This is a genomic window from Dehalococcoidales bacterium (assembly GCA_041652735.1).
In the GTDB taxonomy this organism is placed as follows: Bacteria; Chloroflexota; Dehalococcoidia; order Dehalococcoidales; family RBG-16-60-22; genus RBG-13-51-18.
The window spans coordinates 57558-72621 of sequence record JBAZGT010000006.1 but is presented as its reverse complement, the minus strand read 5'-3'; the positions used below and the strand labels follow the sequence as shown (position 1 = coordinate 72621).

Here is a 15064-nt window from a genome sequence, read left to right as displayed (position 1 = left end):
AGCAGCACGGTGAGCGATGTCAGGCTGCCTCCCAATGATGAAAGCGCGGAAGAAGCGGTTGTCGGGTCGCTGCTGATTGACGGCAGCGCCATTTTTCAGATAGCCGATTTTTTACAGCCGTCTGATTTCTACTTCGAGCAGAACCAGTGGCTTTATGATGCCTGTCTGGCGCTTTACACCCGGGATGAAGCTATTAACCAGGTAACACTGGCGCAGGAACTCTCCCGCCGGGGCAAGCTGGAACCCTGCGGCGGCGCCGCCCGTTTAAGCTACCTGATATCCGTTTGCCCCACCTCCCTGGATATTGAACACTATGCCCGCATCGTCTATCGCCTCTCCGTCATGCGGCAGATGATAGCTGCCGGCGACCGCATCGCTACTATTGGCTACGAGTCCGGGCCGGACGTGGAAGACAGCCTGGCCAAGGCGGAAAGCGTTTTGTTCCGGCTGCGGCGGGGCGGCGGCTCCGGCGACCTCACTCATATCCGCGAGGTGCTGGACAAGTACTTCGAGTTGCCGCCGGAAGCTGACGCCGACCACCCGGAAAAGCTGCCTTACGTTCCCTCCGGCTTCGCCGGGCTGGATGAATTCCTCAACGGCCTCCAGCGTTCCGATTTGGTAATCGTGGCCGGGCGCCCCAGCATGGGCAAGACCAGCCTGGCTTTGAACATCGCCCGCAACGCCGCCGTCCAGCACCGCGCCACGGTGGCCCTTTTCAGCCTGGAGATGAGCCGCGACTCCCTGGTAACGCGTCTCGTGTCCAGCGAGTCCGGCATTAACGCGCGGCGCATCCGCTTCGGCGAGCACAAGACGGAAGAAGAAGAAAGGAAAGTGCTGGAAGCCACCGGCGTGCTTTCCGAAGCGCCTATTTATATCGACGATACACCGATGATACGTATGGCGGAGATGCGCAGCAAGGCGCTCCGCCTCAGTTATGAGCGCGGCGTTGATATGGTCATCCTGGACTATTTACAGCTGATGCAGGGGGAAAGCAGCGGCCGCGGTGAAAACCGCGTACAGGAAATCAGCTATATCTCCCGGGCGCTCAAGGCGCTGGCGCGTGAGCTTGATGCGCCGGTGCTGGCCGTTTCCCAGCTCAGCCGCGCCGTGGAATGGCGTTCCTCCCACGAGCCGCAGTTGTCCGACCTTCGTGAAAGCGGCAGCATCGAGCAGGACGCGGACGTGGTCATGTTCATCTACCGCGACGAGTATTACTACAAGACCGAAGAAGAATGGATAGCCGCCCACCCGGACCGCGAGTACCCGCGTGAAGAGGCGGATGTGATTATCGCCAAGCACCGCAACGGGCCGACCGGCCGGGTCAAGCTCCGTTTCCGCCATACCCTGGCCAAGTTCGAAAGCCTGGGCAGCGTGGAGCCGACTTTGCTATGACGCAATTTCAGGGATTTCCATCCGGCGGGAGGGTGGAGTACACCTCCATCCCCAACGTATTTTTCAGCGGCCTGCTGCCGCAGATAACGGATATGGCGGAGCTCAAGGCAACGCTGTATGTTATTTCTACTCTTTATCACAAAAAAGGCTACCCCCGCTTTGTCAGCTTTAGCGAGCTGCTGGGTAACGCCGGTTTGATGGAAAGCATTAAAACGGCGGAAGCACTGCGCGCCGCTTTGCAGGCCGCCGCGGAAAGAGGCTCCCTGTTAAGCCTCACCGTGGAGAAAGACGGGGCGTCCGAGGATATTTATCTATTAAACACGGAGTCCGACCGGCAGGCAGTGGAGCGGATGAGGAGCGGGGAACTCAAGCCGGCGGGGCTGAAAGCGGCGGCGTCCGCCCCCGTCCCGGCGGAAGAGGCCCCGGATATTTTTACCCTTTACGAGCAGAACATCGGCATGCTGACGCCCATGATTGCCGATGAGCTCCGTGATGCCGAGAAGCTTTACCCGCCGGAGTGGCTGCGGGACGCCATTAAAGAAGCGGCATTATATAACAAGCGCAATATCAAATATATCACCAAGATTCTGGAAAACTGGTCGAGTGAAGGCCGGAGTGATGGAACATATCAGCGAGATACTAAAGAAACAGGGCCGGGCAAGTACTTCAAGGGAAAATACGGACACATGGTCCAGCGCTGACACGGCGCCGCCGTCTGCCCCGGAATGCCCCATCTGTAAAGGCGCCCGCGTTGTCCACCCCCGACTTCAGTCGGGACAGCCGGACTATAGCCGCGTGGTGCCCTGCCGCTGCGTGCAGAACGAGCAGGCAGGGGAACGCCGGGAGCGGCTGGAAAAGTACAGCAACCTGGGGTCGCTGGCCCGCTTCACCTTTGACAATCTTTTGCCCACCGGCCGGAGCAGCGTCACCCACCGCCAGGAGAAGTTCGCGCAGGCGCATGAGGCCGCCCGGTCATTCGCCGCCGATCCACAGGGCTGGCTGGTATTTACCGGTCCCAGCGGCAGCGGCAAAACGCACCTGGCGGCGGCTATCGTTAACGAGCGCATCCGTTCAGGGCAGCCGGCCTTTTACATCACCGCGCCGGACCTGCTCGACCGCATACGCTCGTCTTTCAGCGCCGACAGCGAGACGCCCTACGACGAGTTCTTCGAGCAGGTGCGGAACGCGCCCCTGCTGGCCTTGGACGATTTGGGAGTGCAGTCCGGCACCGCCTGGGCCAAAGAGAAGCTCGACCAGCTATTGACCTCCCGCTTCAACGCCGGGCTGCCCACGGTTATCGTTACCGCTATACCCCCCGAGCAGATGGACGACCGCCTGCGCACCCGCCTGACCGATACCAGGCTGAGCCGGGTCTTTGTCCTGGAAGAGGTATCGCCTAGCTCGGTATTCAACTGGGCGCCGGAGTTCGAGCTTCAGAAGAACATGACGTTCATCAGCTATAAACGCCGCAATGATTTGTCCATCGAGCAGCAGGACAATATGGACGCGGCTTATCGCCTGGCCTTTGATTTTGCGAAGAACCCGGAAGGCTGGCTGGTCTTTATGGGGGAGACGGGCTGCGGGAAGACGCACCTGGCGTCCGCCATCGTTAACTTCCGCTATGAGATGGGCAAGCCCGCGCTTTTCGTGGTGGTGCCGGACTTCCTCGATCACCTGCGCTCCGCTTTTAACCCGGACAGCAAGGTGTCTTACGACCAGCTATTCGAGAGCGTGAAAACGGCCCCGCTGCTCGTGATGGATGATTTCGGGGAGCAGTCCACCAACCCGTGGGTAAAAGAAAAGCTTTACCAGCTTATCAACTACCGCTATAACAGCCGCCTGCCAACCGTCATTACTACACGCTATACCCTCGATGAAATCATGGCGGAGGTAGACAGCTCCATCAGCTCGCGCCTCGTCGACCGCAATATCAGCGTCACGTTTGCCATTATTGCGCCGGATTTCCGCAACGAAAGAAAGTCGGGCCAGAAACGGGTACCGCCGCGAGGTAAGACGGGACCGGGGCGGAACAGGTAGGCAATTTTATCTGTCATTGCGAGGAGCGAAGCGACACGGCAATCTCTATCTTTGACTTTATAGACCTATTTTATCTAAAATATTGTTCTTATGATTGAAATTGTTAAAGCAGAGGAACGCCATATCCCGGATATCTGCAAGTTGTGGCTGGGATTTATGAAGTTCCATGCTGATATCGACGCTACTCTCGCTCCCGGTGATGACTTTTTTACCAAAGGTATCGAGTCTGCATCGGGCTTTGAAAACGAATTCCTCCGCCCCGCCATGAAATCGGAACAAAGACTAGTGCAGATAGCTCTGGACGGGCAGAAAATCATCGGTTATTCAATCGCTGATATACTTGAAATGCCGAACTCAGAAATAAGACAATGCGGTTTCGTTAATCATCTATATGTTACAGAAAGCTATCGCCGGCAGGGTATCGGTGAAAAGCTGCACGCTGAAATCCTGAAGTGGTTCCGCTCTAGAGACATCAGCGTCGTAGAGATTCAGCTCCTGGCAAAGAATAGAGCAGCATGCTCTTTCTGGAAAAAACAGGGATACGGAGATTACCAGCACACCTGGATACGGCGGATTTAATTTTACTTGAGTGTAAGCGCCCCGGTGGGACACACTTTAACGCACTCTGAGCAGTCCAGGCACCGGTCCGCTCCTATCGGTTCATCGGCGAAGGTGGTCAACCTGCGTTCAAAGCCCCGGTGGGCGAATCCCATAATGGCTTTTTCCCGGTGCTTACGGCATTCCCAGACACAGCGACCACAGAGGACGCATTTGTTGGGGTCGTAGGAGAAGAGAGGGCTGCTGTCATCTACAGGCAAATCCCGTAAAAGCAGGCGGAGTCGTTTGGGTTTGAGGCTGCACTTCAACACTTTGGCTATTTTTTGCAGCTCGCACCGGCCGTTGGCTTGACAATGAGCGCAGTCCAGGGCGTGGGAGGCCATCAGAAGCTCGAAGGCGGCGCGGGCTAAAGCTAAAGCTTTTTCACCTTTGGTACTCACCGCCATGCCCTCTTGCACCCCGATAGCGCAGGCGGGGACAGGGTCGCTTTGCCCCTCAACCTCCACCCAGCACAGGCGGCAGGAAGCATCGGGCTCCTCTCTCTCCCGGATGGCGCAAAGGTTGGGGATATAGATACCGTTCTCCAAGGCAGCCCATAAAAGCTTCTCCCCGGCGCGGGCTTTAATGACTTTTCCGTCGATAGTCAGCGTCACGGTTTTCATTTGCAGGGAACCTCGCTGGGCGGGGAAAGTTTTACTATCGCGTTATACTGCGGCGGGCAGGCGGGCAGGCAGGTGCCGCACTTGACGCATTTCTCGGGGTCGATGACTTTTATCCGCTTCTTGTCGGGGCTGATGGCTTCCACGGTACAGGCGCCCACGCAGGCATCGCAGGAGCGCTCGCACTTGTCCGGGAGGATATAGTAGGCGATAAGGTGCCGGCACATCAGGGCCGGGCAGCGACCCAGGGTGATATGCTCCTCGTATTCATTTCTAAAGTAGCGCAGGGTGGTGAGGATGGGATTAGGGGCGGTGCGCCCCAGAGCGCAGAGCGACCCCGCCCCGACCTCCCCGGCCAGCTTTTCCAGGATGGCAAGGTCGGCCAGCTTCCCCTGACCGAGGGTGAAGTCCGTCAGGATTTCCAGCATCTGCCGGGTGCCGAGGCGGCAGAAAGTGCACTTGCCGCAGCTCTCGCGCCGGGTAAACTCCAGGAAATAGCGCGCCATCTCCACCATGCAATCGTCCTCATCACAAACGACCATACCGCCGGAGCCCATGATAGCGCCCGCGTTTTGCAGCGAATCAAAGTCCACCGGCAGGTCCAGGGCGCTTTCCGGCAGGCAGCCGCCGGAAGGGCCGCCAATCTGGACAGCTTTGAACTTCTTGCCTTTGGGGATGCCGCTGCCGACGTCGTAGATAATGCGGCGCAAAGTAGTGCCCATAGGCACTTCCACCATGCCGGTATTGACGATTTTCCCGGCCAGGGCGAAGACGGCGGTGCCGGGGCTGTCTGCGGCGCCGATGCCGCGGAACCAGTCCGCGCCGTTAGCCATTATCCGGGGAACATAAGCGAGGGTCTTGACATTATTGACCACGGTGGGCTGACCGAAAAGCCCTTTGACGGCGGGGTAGGGGGGGCGATAGCGCGGCAGGCCGGGCTGGCCTGCTAGCGAGGCGATGAGGGCGGTCTCCTCCCCGCAGACGAAGGCGCCGGAACCCTGGAAAAGGGTTATCTCCAGGGAATAGTCCGTGCCCAGAATATGGCTGCCAATGAGGTGGTAATCTTCCGCCTGACGCAAAGCTATTTGGAGTCGTTCTACGGCCAGGGGGTACTCGGCGCGGACGTAGATATAGCCACGGTCAGCCCCTGCCGCGTACCCGGCGATAAGCATCCCCTCGATAATGCCGTGGGGGTCGCTCTCCAACAGGGCGCGGTCGACAAAAGCGCCGGGGTCGCCCTCGTCCGCGTTACAGATGAGGTACTTCGGCGTGCCTTGGGCGTCACGGCAGGCCTGCCATTTCTGACCGGCGGGGAAGCCGGCCCCGCCCCGGCCCCTCAGGCCGGACTTTTGAATTTCAGCGATTATTTTTTGGGGAGGCAGGGCTAAAGCTTTGGCGAGAGCGCTATAGCCGCCGTTGGCGATAGAGTCGTTAATATCAGATGGGTCGATAAGGCCGCAGTTTTGCAGGATGATTTTCCGCTCGTACCGGGCGCGGGGGAAGTCCTGGAAGGAGGGAAGGAGGTCGTTCGGAGCCAGGGCGGCCAGGACGAACTCCGGGCAGGGGTTATCGCCGAGAATGAACTCGTTGACCAGTCGTTCGGCGATAACGGGATTAACGTAGCCGTAGGCGACGGGCGGCCAGCCGGGTTTACCGATGATGACGAGAGGCTCCGCGTAGCAGTGGCCCAGGCAGCCGACCTCGATGACCGGGCAATCGAGATTGTGTTTTTTTACCTCGTCGCGGAAAGCCCGGAGCACGTCCAGAGCGCCGGCGGCCCGGCCGCAGGTGGCGGCACCCACCATGATAACGGTCTTACCGTCCTTGAGCCGGCGCAACTTCGCCCCGGCTTTATCGCGCAGCTCCCGGAAAGCGGGAGCGGGGTTAATCGGGTTCACTTTTGGTCCTTCGCTGGCGGCTCGCGCCCGAAAGACAGCAGGATGCCGTCCACCCGGGTCGGGTCCACCCTGGCCTCCGGCTTGCCGTCCACGACGGTGACTGGGGCCATCGTGCAGCAGCCCACGCAGGCGACGGTATCAAGGTCGAACTCTCTATCCGGGGTGGTCTGGCGGGGGCTAATGCCGAGGCGGCGCTGCCAGGCGTCCAGCGCGATGTAGCCGCCTTTCATGTGGCAGGCGGTGCCTAAACAAACCTTGACGGAGTGCTTGCCGGGCGGGTTGAGGCGGAACTGGTTATAGAAGGTGACCACGCCGTACACATCCACCGGCGCGATGCGGAGATAGCCGGCGATGGCTTGCATGGCGGAGCGCGGCAGGTAGCCGAGCTTGCCCTGGACGGCCTGGAGGATGGGGATGAGATTAGGCCGCTCCGGGGTAAAGGCGGATAAAATTTGCTCCGTGGCTGCTAGAATATCAGGTCCCGGCAAGGTACACCTCCGATGCTTCAATTCTGGCGAAGGGAGGAGAGTTTGTCAAGGAAGAGGGGGAAGAGATTAGGGGGCCCTTCGACAAGCTCAGGGTGAGCGGGGGGATTGATAATTGTTTTTAATATTTTTTTGTTAAGGTCCACGTACGATTTGTAGCTAAGTATTTGTTTTTTGTTATATGTTAAGTCAGCTTCAAAAACCGGGTATTTGTTTTTTTGTTTATGGTAAGTGAGTTAACAGTTTACAGTTAACAGTTGATAGTAAACAGTTTACAGTTAACAGTATAGAGGGGATAAGGGAGAAAAGGAAGGGGATGGTGACGCGGGCTTAAATCTCCCTCTTATCCCTCTTTTACAAAGAGGGACGCCAATGCCCCTAAATGCTGCGGAGAAGAACGATGGATTCCAGCCCCGATTAACATACGGGGCACGGCTACCTGCGCCGGACCCTTCGACAAGTCCCGATTCCTGCGTCATACGGGATGGCGACAAGGTCGCTCACTCAGGGTGAGCGGGAAGAGAAATAACCAAGATACAAACACCAAATCAAATCTCAAATCTTCCCGATTCACTTCGTTCATCGGGATGCCGCATTAGGTAAGGAATCGGCACAAAGACACAGAGTAAAGATAAAAAGATAAAACCTCTTTGCTCCCCCCCCCCCTGCGAAAAGGCGAACCTGGAAAAGGATGGATTCCAGTTGGAGTTTACCTCGTACTTGATACGGGGCAGGAAAGACAACGGGGAATACGATATATTCATGTCCTTATTTCTCATAAGCAGTATTAAGAATGATAATGTACTTGACAAAATAGGTAAATAGTGACATAGTGATAACTAAAGAACTAATATACTAAGGAGTTAAATATGGTTACGACTTTACAAATTGATGATAGCGTGATGAATGAACTTAAGAAAAAAGCGGTAGAATTAGGAATGGTTTTTAATACACCTAATGAAGTACTCAAAGTGATACTAGGAGTAAAACAGAAAGATAATACCATAATCGATAAATATGTAGATATAGAGATTAAAAGCTTATCTACGTCACAGAGATGGCACCTAATACCTGTGCCTAAAAGGATAAGGAGATTTTTCCCGGGTTATAAACTGCCTTTTTTGGTAGAAACAGACATGGGAGAGATTAAGACGCATATTTCGTCTGCTCCTAAAGGTACGCATATTGGGGATCCAGATAAAGGAGTGTATATTCAAAGCAGGTTAAAGAATTGGTTTGACGTACATAAGAACCAGCTTGAAACCGGTACGATTCTTCGAATTCAAACAATTGAACCAGGGAAACGTTACAAACTCGATATAAAATAACAAGGATGTATGCCTTATACACCCCCTTTCCCCGTAATCACGGGGAAAGGGGGTGGTGGGGTATCCAAACTACCAATTACAAATTTCTAACTACTCTTCCTTCTTGGGGGGCGGGCCGGGAGGGCCGGGGGGATTCGCCATATAGAGCGCGGCGTGGGCTTTCTTGAGCCAGTCAGGAATATCAATGTTCTGGGGGCACTTGGTGACGCATTCGCCGCAGTCAACGCACTGGTCAGCGCGCTGGTCCTGCGGGATGCCGAACTGGCTATTATACATGAACTGACCGCTTTTCATATCGTCGTACATGACGGCGTCATTATAAATCTGGAAGACGCGGGGGATTTCCACCTTGTTGGGGCAGGGCTGGCAGTAGCGGCAGCCGGAGCAGGGAACGGGGCTGAGGCTCTTGAAAGCCGCCTTGATATCCTCGACCACTTTCTTGTCCGCGGCGGAGAAAAGGCCGGGCTTGGAGCGGGAGGCGTAGGCCACGTTGTCCTCCACCTGTTTCATGGTGCTCATGCCGCTCAGTGCCACGGAGATTTCCGGCTGGTTCCAGACCCACTGCAAAGCCCATTCCGTGCCGCTCATTTTCCGTTTGGCGGCGGCCAGGACTTTAACCACGGGGTCGGGCGGGGGGTCTTTAGCGAGCCGTCCGCCCCGGAGCGGCTCCATTACCACCACCGCGATGCCCTTGCCGGCGGCGTATTCGGCGCCCTTGCGGCCGGCCTGCTCGTTCTCGTCCATATAGTTATATTGAATCTGGGCCAGGACCCAGTTATCATAGGCGTCAATAATTTCCTTAAAGACATCGTAGCTGTCATGGAAGGAGAAGCCCAGACGGCCGATTTTCCCCGCCGCCATCTGCTTTTCCGCCCACTTCAAAACGCCGAAGTCCCGTACCCTGTCCCAGCCCTCCCGGTTCAGCCCGTGCAGCAGATAAAAGTCGATTTTAGGCATGTCCAGCCGGGTCAGCTGCTCGCCGAGAATGCGGTCCATGTCCTCCGCTTTTTCGACCATGCGGGCGGGGAGCTTGGTGGCGACCTTCATCTTGTCGTGATAGCCGTCCTTAAGCGCCTTGCCCACCAACACCTCGCTCTGGCCCATGTGGTAGAGATAGGCGCTATCGATGTAGTTGACGCCGTGGTCGGCGGCGTAACGAATCATCCTGATAGCTTCCGGCTCGTCGATTTTACTCTGGTCTTCACCAACGACCGGCAGGCGCATGGCGCCGAAACCCAGCGCCGATACCTTCCAGTCAAGTTTGCCGAAATTACGATAATGCATAGTTTTCTCTCCAAAAATTAATTAATTATGATATTATAACGCGATATATCAAGATAGTGCAAACTAATTCTGGCACTTTTTCGCAAGGAATGCAAATAATGGAAGAAAAACTCCAAGGTCAAAGCGGGAAAAAGGGGAGCGGATTCTTCGCTTTGCTCAGAATGACACAGCCCTATCTAGCAGATTTCCGCCAGGGCTTTTTCCAAATCCGGGGGGAGGGGGGACTCGAACTCGACGAAAGCGCCGGTGGCGGGGAGCTTGAAGCGGAGCTTGTGGGCGTGGAGGAACTGGCGGGCGAGGTGGGGGGACTTATAGCCGTATTCCGCGTCACCGACGACGGGGAAGCCGATGGCCGCCAGGTGCACGCGTATCTGGTGGGTGCGGCCGGTCTCCGGCTTGATTTCCAGCAAAGTATAGTTGCCGCAATAGCGGATAACGCGGTAGTCCGTGCGCGCGTCCCGGCCGCTGGAGACGACCGCCATACGCTGCCGGTGATGCGGGTCCCGCCCGATATCCGCCTCGATGACGCCTTGCTCCGGCGTCAGTTTGCCTTTGACCAGCGCCAGGTAGGTCTTGGAGACGGAGCGGCTTTTAAACTGGTCGGAGAGATTGGCCTGCGCCACGCGGTTTTTGGCCACCACCAGCAGGCCGGAGGTGTCTTTATCCAGACGGTGCACGATGCCGGGGCGCAGTGAATCCGCGTCCGCGGCCAGGCCGGGCAGGTAATGCAGCAGGGCGTTGACCAGGGTATGCGAACCGGTGCCGGGGGCGGGGTGGACGGCCAGGCCGGCCGGTTTATCTATAACCAGGAGGTCGGGGTCTTCATAGATAATCGTCAGGGGAATGTCTTCCGCCGCCAGGGCGGAGGGGGGTTCCGGGGGGATGGAGACGTTTATCTTATCGCCGGGGGAGAGCTTCAGGCTGGGTTTGGCCGCCTTACCGTTGACGGTGACCAGACCATCGTCGATAAGCTGGCGGGCATGGGTGCGGGAAAGCTCCGGGCACCCGTCCCCGACGAATTTGTCCAGGCGGACGCCCGCGGTATCAGCCACGAGTACAAAATCCCTGGTCATGCTTTACGCTTACCGATTCCGGAGAGGAAAATGATGCAATACACCACGATGATAGTCCCCACCACCGCCGAGGCATCGGCCACATTAAAGGCCGGCCAGACCTTGAAGTCCACAAAGTCCGTCACGCTTCCGAACACCAGGCGGTCCACCTGGTTGCCGATAGCCCCGCCGAAAATCAGCCCGGCGCCGATGCGCATCGGCATACTATCCAGGAAAGAAAGACGCTTGCGCAACAGATAGACGGCCGCCAGGATAATGACCATCTCCACGAAAACGGCGGCGATGATAAGCGAGGTATGCCCCCGGAGAATGCCGAAAGAAGCCCCGCTGTTCTCAATGCGGATAATCTGGACAAAGCCTTTGTCCACCAGCACATCTCCCAGGGCGATGCTGGACCTTATCCACCATTTGGTCAACTGGTCGGCGATAATGACCAGAACGGCAATACCGCCGAAAAAGACGTCCCGCCAGCTACCTTGCAGGCGGCGGTGTAAATTTTCCATTCTTAGCCAGCAACTCTTTACAGTTCAGGCAAAGGTTAGCCTGCGGCAAGGCCTCCAGGCGGGCCGGGGGGATGGGCTTACCGCAATTATCGCATAAACCGTAGGTTCCTTTTTCAATTTTGTCCAGAGCATACTCTACCTGGGACAGCTCCTGCCGGATACGGTTCTCCAGCGCCAGACGCTTTTCCAGCTCCAGGGTCTCGGTGGCCTCTTCCTCACGCTTGCCGAAAGGACTGCCCTCCCGCCTTTCCTCCTGGCTGGACATATTCGTCTGCGATTGCGACATCTCACCCATGAGACGCTTGCGCTCGTTTTCCAATAGTGCGCGCTGTTTATTGAAATTAGCCGTCATGTGTGCCTCCATCATCTTCCTCACCCTGTTGGAGAAAGGCCCGTCGGATTTTATCCACCCTCTCAGGTATGTATGCTGTTATATGAAAAATAAAGGAAAGAACAGAAGAAGGGGGGCTGACTAGAACAGGAGGGCCCCCGGACAGCCATAGAAGCCCGACGCCAGCCGGCGCAGAACAGCCGAGGCAGGGATTTTAAGCACCTCTATTCCAGCTATCAGGGGACAAAACATACCAACAGTGTAAACCATTTCCTTAGTTTGGTCAATGGGTTTGACCTGAATTTTTAAGAAATTCTTAACACGCGGCGGCGGGTAGCGGGCACAGCGGGTAAAAACAGGCTTTCAGCCGGAGGACTTTACTCTCCCGTACTTAAGCTTGGCGAACAGCAGCCAGCCGTTCAGGATAACGCCGATAATATTCCAGATAATTATAGAAAACAAACCCTGGATAATCCCGTAAACCAGCCAGACGGCGATACCCGCCACCATGAAGGAATTAAAGAGGAGGCTTATCTCGCGGGCGCTTTTCAGCTTATAGACGCGGATGATTTGAGGAATCACGGCGAAAGTGGTCAGCAGTCCGGCTGCCATACCCAGATACTCAACGGAAGACAAAGCAAGACCTCCTGATAAGAAAGTACCACGGATGCCTTAATTGTAGCATAGAAAGCCCATCCGGCACAGCGGCCCCGGGGGGCGGGAAAGTTGGGGGGACACACCCAGCCACATTAGGGGACATCCATATCTTTTTTTACCGGGGCAGGATGTAGTATCTAACTGGAGACCGATTGTCCGTGTTTTAAGGGGTTAAAATGAAAAATATGCCGATTAAAGCCAATACCGCGCCGATAAAAGGGGCACCCGGCGGGGGGGACAACAGCGCCAAAGCCGCGACGCCGAAAGCGGCAGCGCCGAAGCCACCCGCGCTGCTACCGTCCCTGAACCGGCCGGCGCCGGTAAACAAAACGGTGAGACCGCAGAGCATGCTCCCCGGCGCAGCGCGCCCAGCCGCCAGCACCATCAAAGACGACTTTTCCAGCCTGAAAGAAGCGGCCCAGGCCGTGCGGCGGATAAAAATCAGCGCCCAGCAGGAGCGGGATGAAATCCGCAAGATGAGGGCGGACGCTTTAAGGTTCCAACAAGACACGGCCACCCGGGCGCGCAGCGAAGCCCACCAGCTGATACTCCACTCCCGGCTGGAAACGCAGCGGGAGATAGAAGAGCTAATCCGCCAGGCCAGCGAAGAAATCCAGAAAGTACTGGCGGACATACGGGTGATACGCATCACCGCCCAGGAAGAGCTGGCCGCGCAAAGGAAATTTACCGATGCCGCCAAGCTCAATTCCATGTCCCTCTCCATCAAGGAAGATCTGGCCGGAACGGAAAGAAAAAAGAAAAGACAGATGGTGTCCTCTTAAGCTCAGGACACCCCGCCTTTGCCCCGTACCACAGCACCGTTTTTCCCGGTTATACAGTTCGGGGAAACGCGTGTCTTTTTTTAAGTTATGACCATTTTCCCCGGCACATGCCTCACCCCCGGCCCCTCTCCAAACGGGTCAGGTGTTAAGCCGGAGAGCAAATGTTTGGAGAGGGGAGATTTAGTAGAGAGGGTCTGGCGACCCTCTCCGTCAAGCTACTCCTTTTTTAACACGCGCTTCAATTTGTCGTGTTCAAGAATAAAATATCCCAAAATAGTTGAGTGTCAAGGGAGTTCCGTATTTGACCGGGTTTGGTTGGTATTTGGTCGCGGGGTACATCTCGCTCCCCAGCCTCTTTTTTAACATGTAAAGTACGAGTCTATCAAGCACGGTATCCTGACCGAACCAGAAAAAACCCCGGTCGGCCGCTTGGTTATGCCTGCCGCATACGGTAAAATAAAGCGGAGGCGCAACAGCTTACATGAACATAACGGAGAAGGTGAAGCAGATACTGTCCGGGCTGCCGGCCGGGGTGGAGCTGGTGGCGGCCGCCAAGTCCAGGACGCCGCAGGAAATCATGGAAGCGGTGAACGCCGGGGTGGGGATAATAGGGGAGAACTACGTGCAGGAGGCGGAAAGGGCTTACGGAGAGGTGGGGGGCAAAGCACGGTGGCACTTTATAGGGCACCTGCAAAAGAACAAGGTAAAAAAAGCGGTGGCCATCTGCGACATGATAGAGACGGTGGACTCCCTGGAGCTAGCGGCGGAGATAGACCAGAGGTGCGGCCAGACGGGCAAGGTAATGCCGGTGCTCATCGAGGTGAACAGCGGGCGGGAGGCGCAGAAAGCGGGCGTGAACCCGGAAGACGCCGAAAAGCTGATAACGGCCATAGCGGAACTAAAAAATATCCGGGTGGCGGGGCTAATGACCATGGGGGCGCTGACGGGCGGGGCGGAAGAATCGCGGGCTTACTTCGCGACAACGCGGGAAGTATTCGACCGACTGAAAAGTCTAAATATACCCGGCGTCACCATGCAGTACCTTTCCATGGGGATGACGGACTCCTATAAGGTCGCTATCGAGGAAGGTGCCAACATCGTCAGAATCGGCAGCGGGATATTCGGCCAGAGAGACTAAACGGGTATCCTGCCTGGCCGGGGGCGGGGAAATCGCGCCGACCCTCACCCGGACCGCCGCAGAATACCCGTTATTAGCTACTGCTATGGCTAGTCCGGGTAGCCGGTGGATACCAGCGAGACCAGGCCGACGTTATCCGTGGTGTAGCTGCCCTGGGTGTTAGCCGTTCTCAGGTAGCCGGGGTAAAGCGGATTGCCCGCCGGGAAGGCCTCCATGTTAGAGGTGTTGGTAGTCACGGTAACGGTGCTGACATTTTCCTTGGCCATCATGGCGTCCATGGCCGTCTGCACGATGGAAAGCTCCGCCGCGTCGCTCTGCTCGTGGCCGTAGCCCACCATCCCCGCCACGCTGGGTATCATGATAGCCGCCAGGACGCCCAGCAGGGTAAACACGATAAGCAGCTCGACCAGGGGGCCTTTTTCGCCGCGGCGCGTCTTTTTGCCGGTACTCATATTTCTTCTTCTCCTGATATTACTCAAAAGCCGTTGCGGCAGCCGGTTATTTTATCCGTAATATTACACCGCAGGCCTGAGCTATCAGCAAACAAGTGGTGAAGTTTACAACGGGATGCGTAAAAATAACGTAAAAATAGTGGCGGAGGAAATAAACAGGCTATTAATTCCGGGGGGAACTCACCCCTTTCCCTCTTATCCCTCTCCCCGCTGGCAAGGAGAGGGACGATAGGGGATTAGAAAACCGGGTCAGCGTGTTTTAAGCGGAGGTATGAGAAGGTGCAGCGGAACTCACCCCTCTTCCGCTTGTCCTCTCCCCGCTGGCAAGGAGAGGGACGATAGGGGATTAGAAAACCGGGTAGTGTGTTTTATGGCGGAGGTATGAGGGGATGTAACGGAACTCACCCCTCTTCCGCTTGTCCTCTCCCCGCTGGCAAGGAGAGGGACGATAGGGGATTAGAAAACCGGGTAGTGTGTTTTATGGCGG

Annotated in this window: 16 protein-coding genes; 7 read left to right on the top strand and 9 right to left on the bottom strand. The window is 56.5% G+C overall.

Going from position 1 to position 15064, the window contains the following annotated elements; all coding sequences use genetic code 11:
* The first annotated feature begins 9 nt into the window (after positions 1-9).
* The 4 genes from dnaB (at position 10) to WC370_03680 (ending at position 4008) form a co-directional block, all read left to right on the top strand.
* A complete protein-coding gene (gene dnaB / locus WC370_03695; GenBank protein MFA5308575.1) occupies positions 10-1392 on the top strand; it encodes a replicative DNA helicase in 1383 nt (460 codons plus the stop codon).
* Positions 1389-2093, top strand: coding sequence for a DnaD domain protein (locus tag WC370_03690; protein MFA5308574.1), 705 nt, complete (start codon positions 1389-1391; stop codon positions 2091-2093). The genes dnaB and WC370_03690 overlap by 4 nt, the downstream gene beginning before the upstream one ends.
* A complete protein-coding gene (locus WC370_03685; GenBank protein ID MFA5308573.1) occupies positions 2011-3429 on the top strand; it encodes an ATP-binding protein in 1419 nt (472 codons plus the stop codon). The genes WC370_03690 and WC370_03685 overlap by 83 nt, the downstream gene beginning before the upstream one ends.
* A gap of 90 nt (positions 3430-3519) precedes the next feature.
* On the top strand, positions 3520-4008 hold the full coding sequence (locus tag WC370_03680; GenBank protein MFA5308572.1) for a GNAT family N-acetyltransferase: 489 nt from the start codon (positions 3520-3522) through the stop codon (positions 4006-4008).
* Positions 4009-4010: 2 nt separating this feature from the next.
* On the opposite strand, the gene WC370_03675 is transcribed toward WC370_03680, so the two are convergent.
* Genes WC370_03675 through WC370_03665 form a run of 3 tightly spaced genes read right to left on the bottom strand, consistent with a single transcriptional unit; the run spans position 4011 to position 7032 of the window.
* Entirely contained in the window at positions 4011-4649 is a 639-nt protein-coding gene (locus WC370_03675; GenBank protein MFA5308571.1) for a 2Fe-2S iron-sulfur cluster-binding protein, read from the bottom strand.
* Positions 4646-6544, bottom strand: a complete 1899-nt coding sequence (locus tag WC370_03670; protein MFA5308570.1) for an NADH-ubiquinone oxidoreductase-F iron-sulfur binding region domain-containing protein — start codon at positions 6542-6544, stop codon at positions 4646-4648. Before WC370_03670 ends, WC370_03675 begins: the two co-directional genes overlap by 4 nt.
* A complete protein-coding gene (locus WC370_03665) occupies positions 6541-7032 on the bottom strand; it encodes an NAD(P)H-dependent oxidoreductase subunit E (protein MFA5308569.1) in 492 nt (163 codons plus the stop codon). Before WC370_03665 ends, WC370_03670 begins: the two co-directional genes overlap by 4 nt.
* A gap of 866 nt (positions 7033-7898) precedes the next feature.
* Here WC370_03665 and WC370_03660 point away from each other — a divergent pair.
* Positions 7899-8357, top strand: a complete 459-nt coding sequence (locus tag WC370_03660; protein ID MFA5308568.1) for a hypothetical protein — start codon at positions 7899-7901, stop codon at positions 8355-8357.
* A gap of 90 nt (positions 8358-8447) precedes the next feature.
* Here WC370_03660 and WC370_03655 read toward each other — a convergent pair whose 3' ends face one another.
* From WC370_03655 to WC370_03635, 5 genes are all read right to left on the bottom strand, one after another.
* The gene (locus WC370_03655; protein ID MFA5308567.1) at positions 8448-9641 is read right to left on the bottom strand and encodes an aldo/keto reductase; all 1194 of its coding nucleotides are present in this window, start codon (positions 9639-9641) and stop codon (positions 8448-8450) included.
* Between the two features lie 176 nt (positions 9642-9817).
* Positions 9818-10714, bottom strand: coding sequence for an RluA family pseudouridine synthase (locus WC370_03650; protein MFA5308566.1), 897 nt, complete (start codon positions 10712-10714; stop codon positions 9818-9820).
* Positions 10711-11217 carry a signal peptidase II gene (gene lspA / locus WC370_03645; protein MFA5308565.1) on the bottom strand — a complete coding sequence of 169 codons (507 nt, stop codon included), beginning with the start codon at positions 11215-11217 and terminating at the stop codon, positions 10711-10713. Before lspA ends, WC370_03650 begins: the two co-directional genes overlap by 4 nt.
* Positions 11186-11569 (bottom strand): TraR/DksA family transcriptional regulator, encoded by a 384-nt coding sequence (locus WC370_03640; GenBank protein ID MFA5308564.1) that lies wholly within the window; start codon positions 11567-11569, stop codon positions 11186-11188. The genes lspA and WC370_03640 overlap by 32 nt, the downstream gene beginning before the upstream one ends.
* A gap of 342 nt (positions 11570-11911) precedes the next feature.
* Positions 11912-12184 carry a SemiSWEET family transporter gene (locus tag WC370_03635; protein MFA5308563.1) on the bottom strand — a complete coding sequence of 91 codons (273 nt, stop codon included), beginning with the start codon at positions 12182-12184 and terminating at the stop codon, positions 11912-11914.
* A 197-nt stretch (positions 12185-12381) separates the two neighbouring features.
* Between WC370_03635 and WC370_03630 the strand changes: the two genes are divergently transcribed.
* The gene (locus WC370_03630) at positions 12382-12987 is read left to right on the top strand and encodes a hypothetical protein (protein MFA5308562.1); all 606 of its coding nucleotides are present in this window, start codon (positions 12382-12384) and stop codon (positions 12985-12987) included.
* A 481-nt stretch (positions 12988-13468) separates the two neighbouring features.
* Complete coding sequence (locus WC370_03625; GenBank protein MFA5308561.1) at positions 13469-14125, top strand: YggS family pyridoxal phosphate-dependent enzyme; 657 nt, start codon at positions 13469-13471, stop codon at positions 14123-14125.
* Positions 14126-14214: 89 nt separating this feature from the next.
* On the opposite strand, the gene WC370_03620 is transcribed toward WC370_03625, so the two are convergent.
* Positions 14215-14577, bottom strand: coding sequence for a type II secretion system protein (locus WC370_03620; protein ID MFA5308560.1), 363 nt, complete (start codon positions 14575-14577; stop codon positions 14215-14217).
* Positions 14578-15064 lie beyond the last annotated feature (487 nt).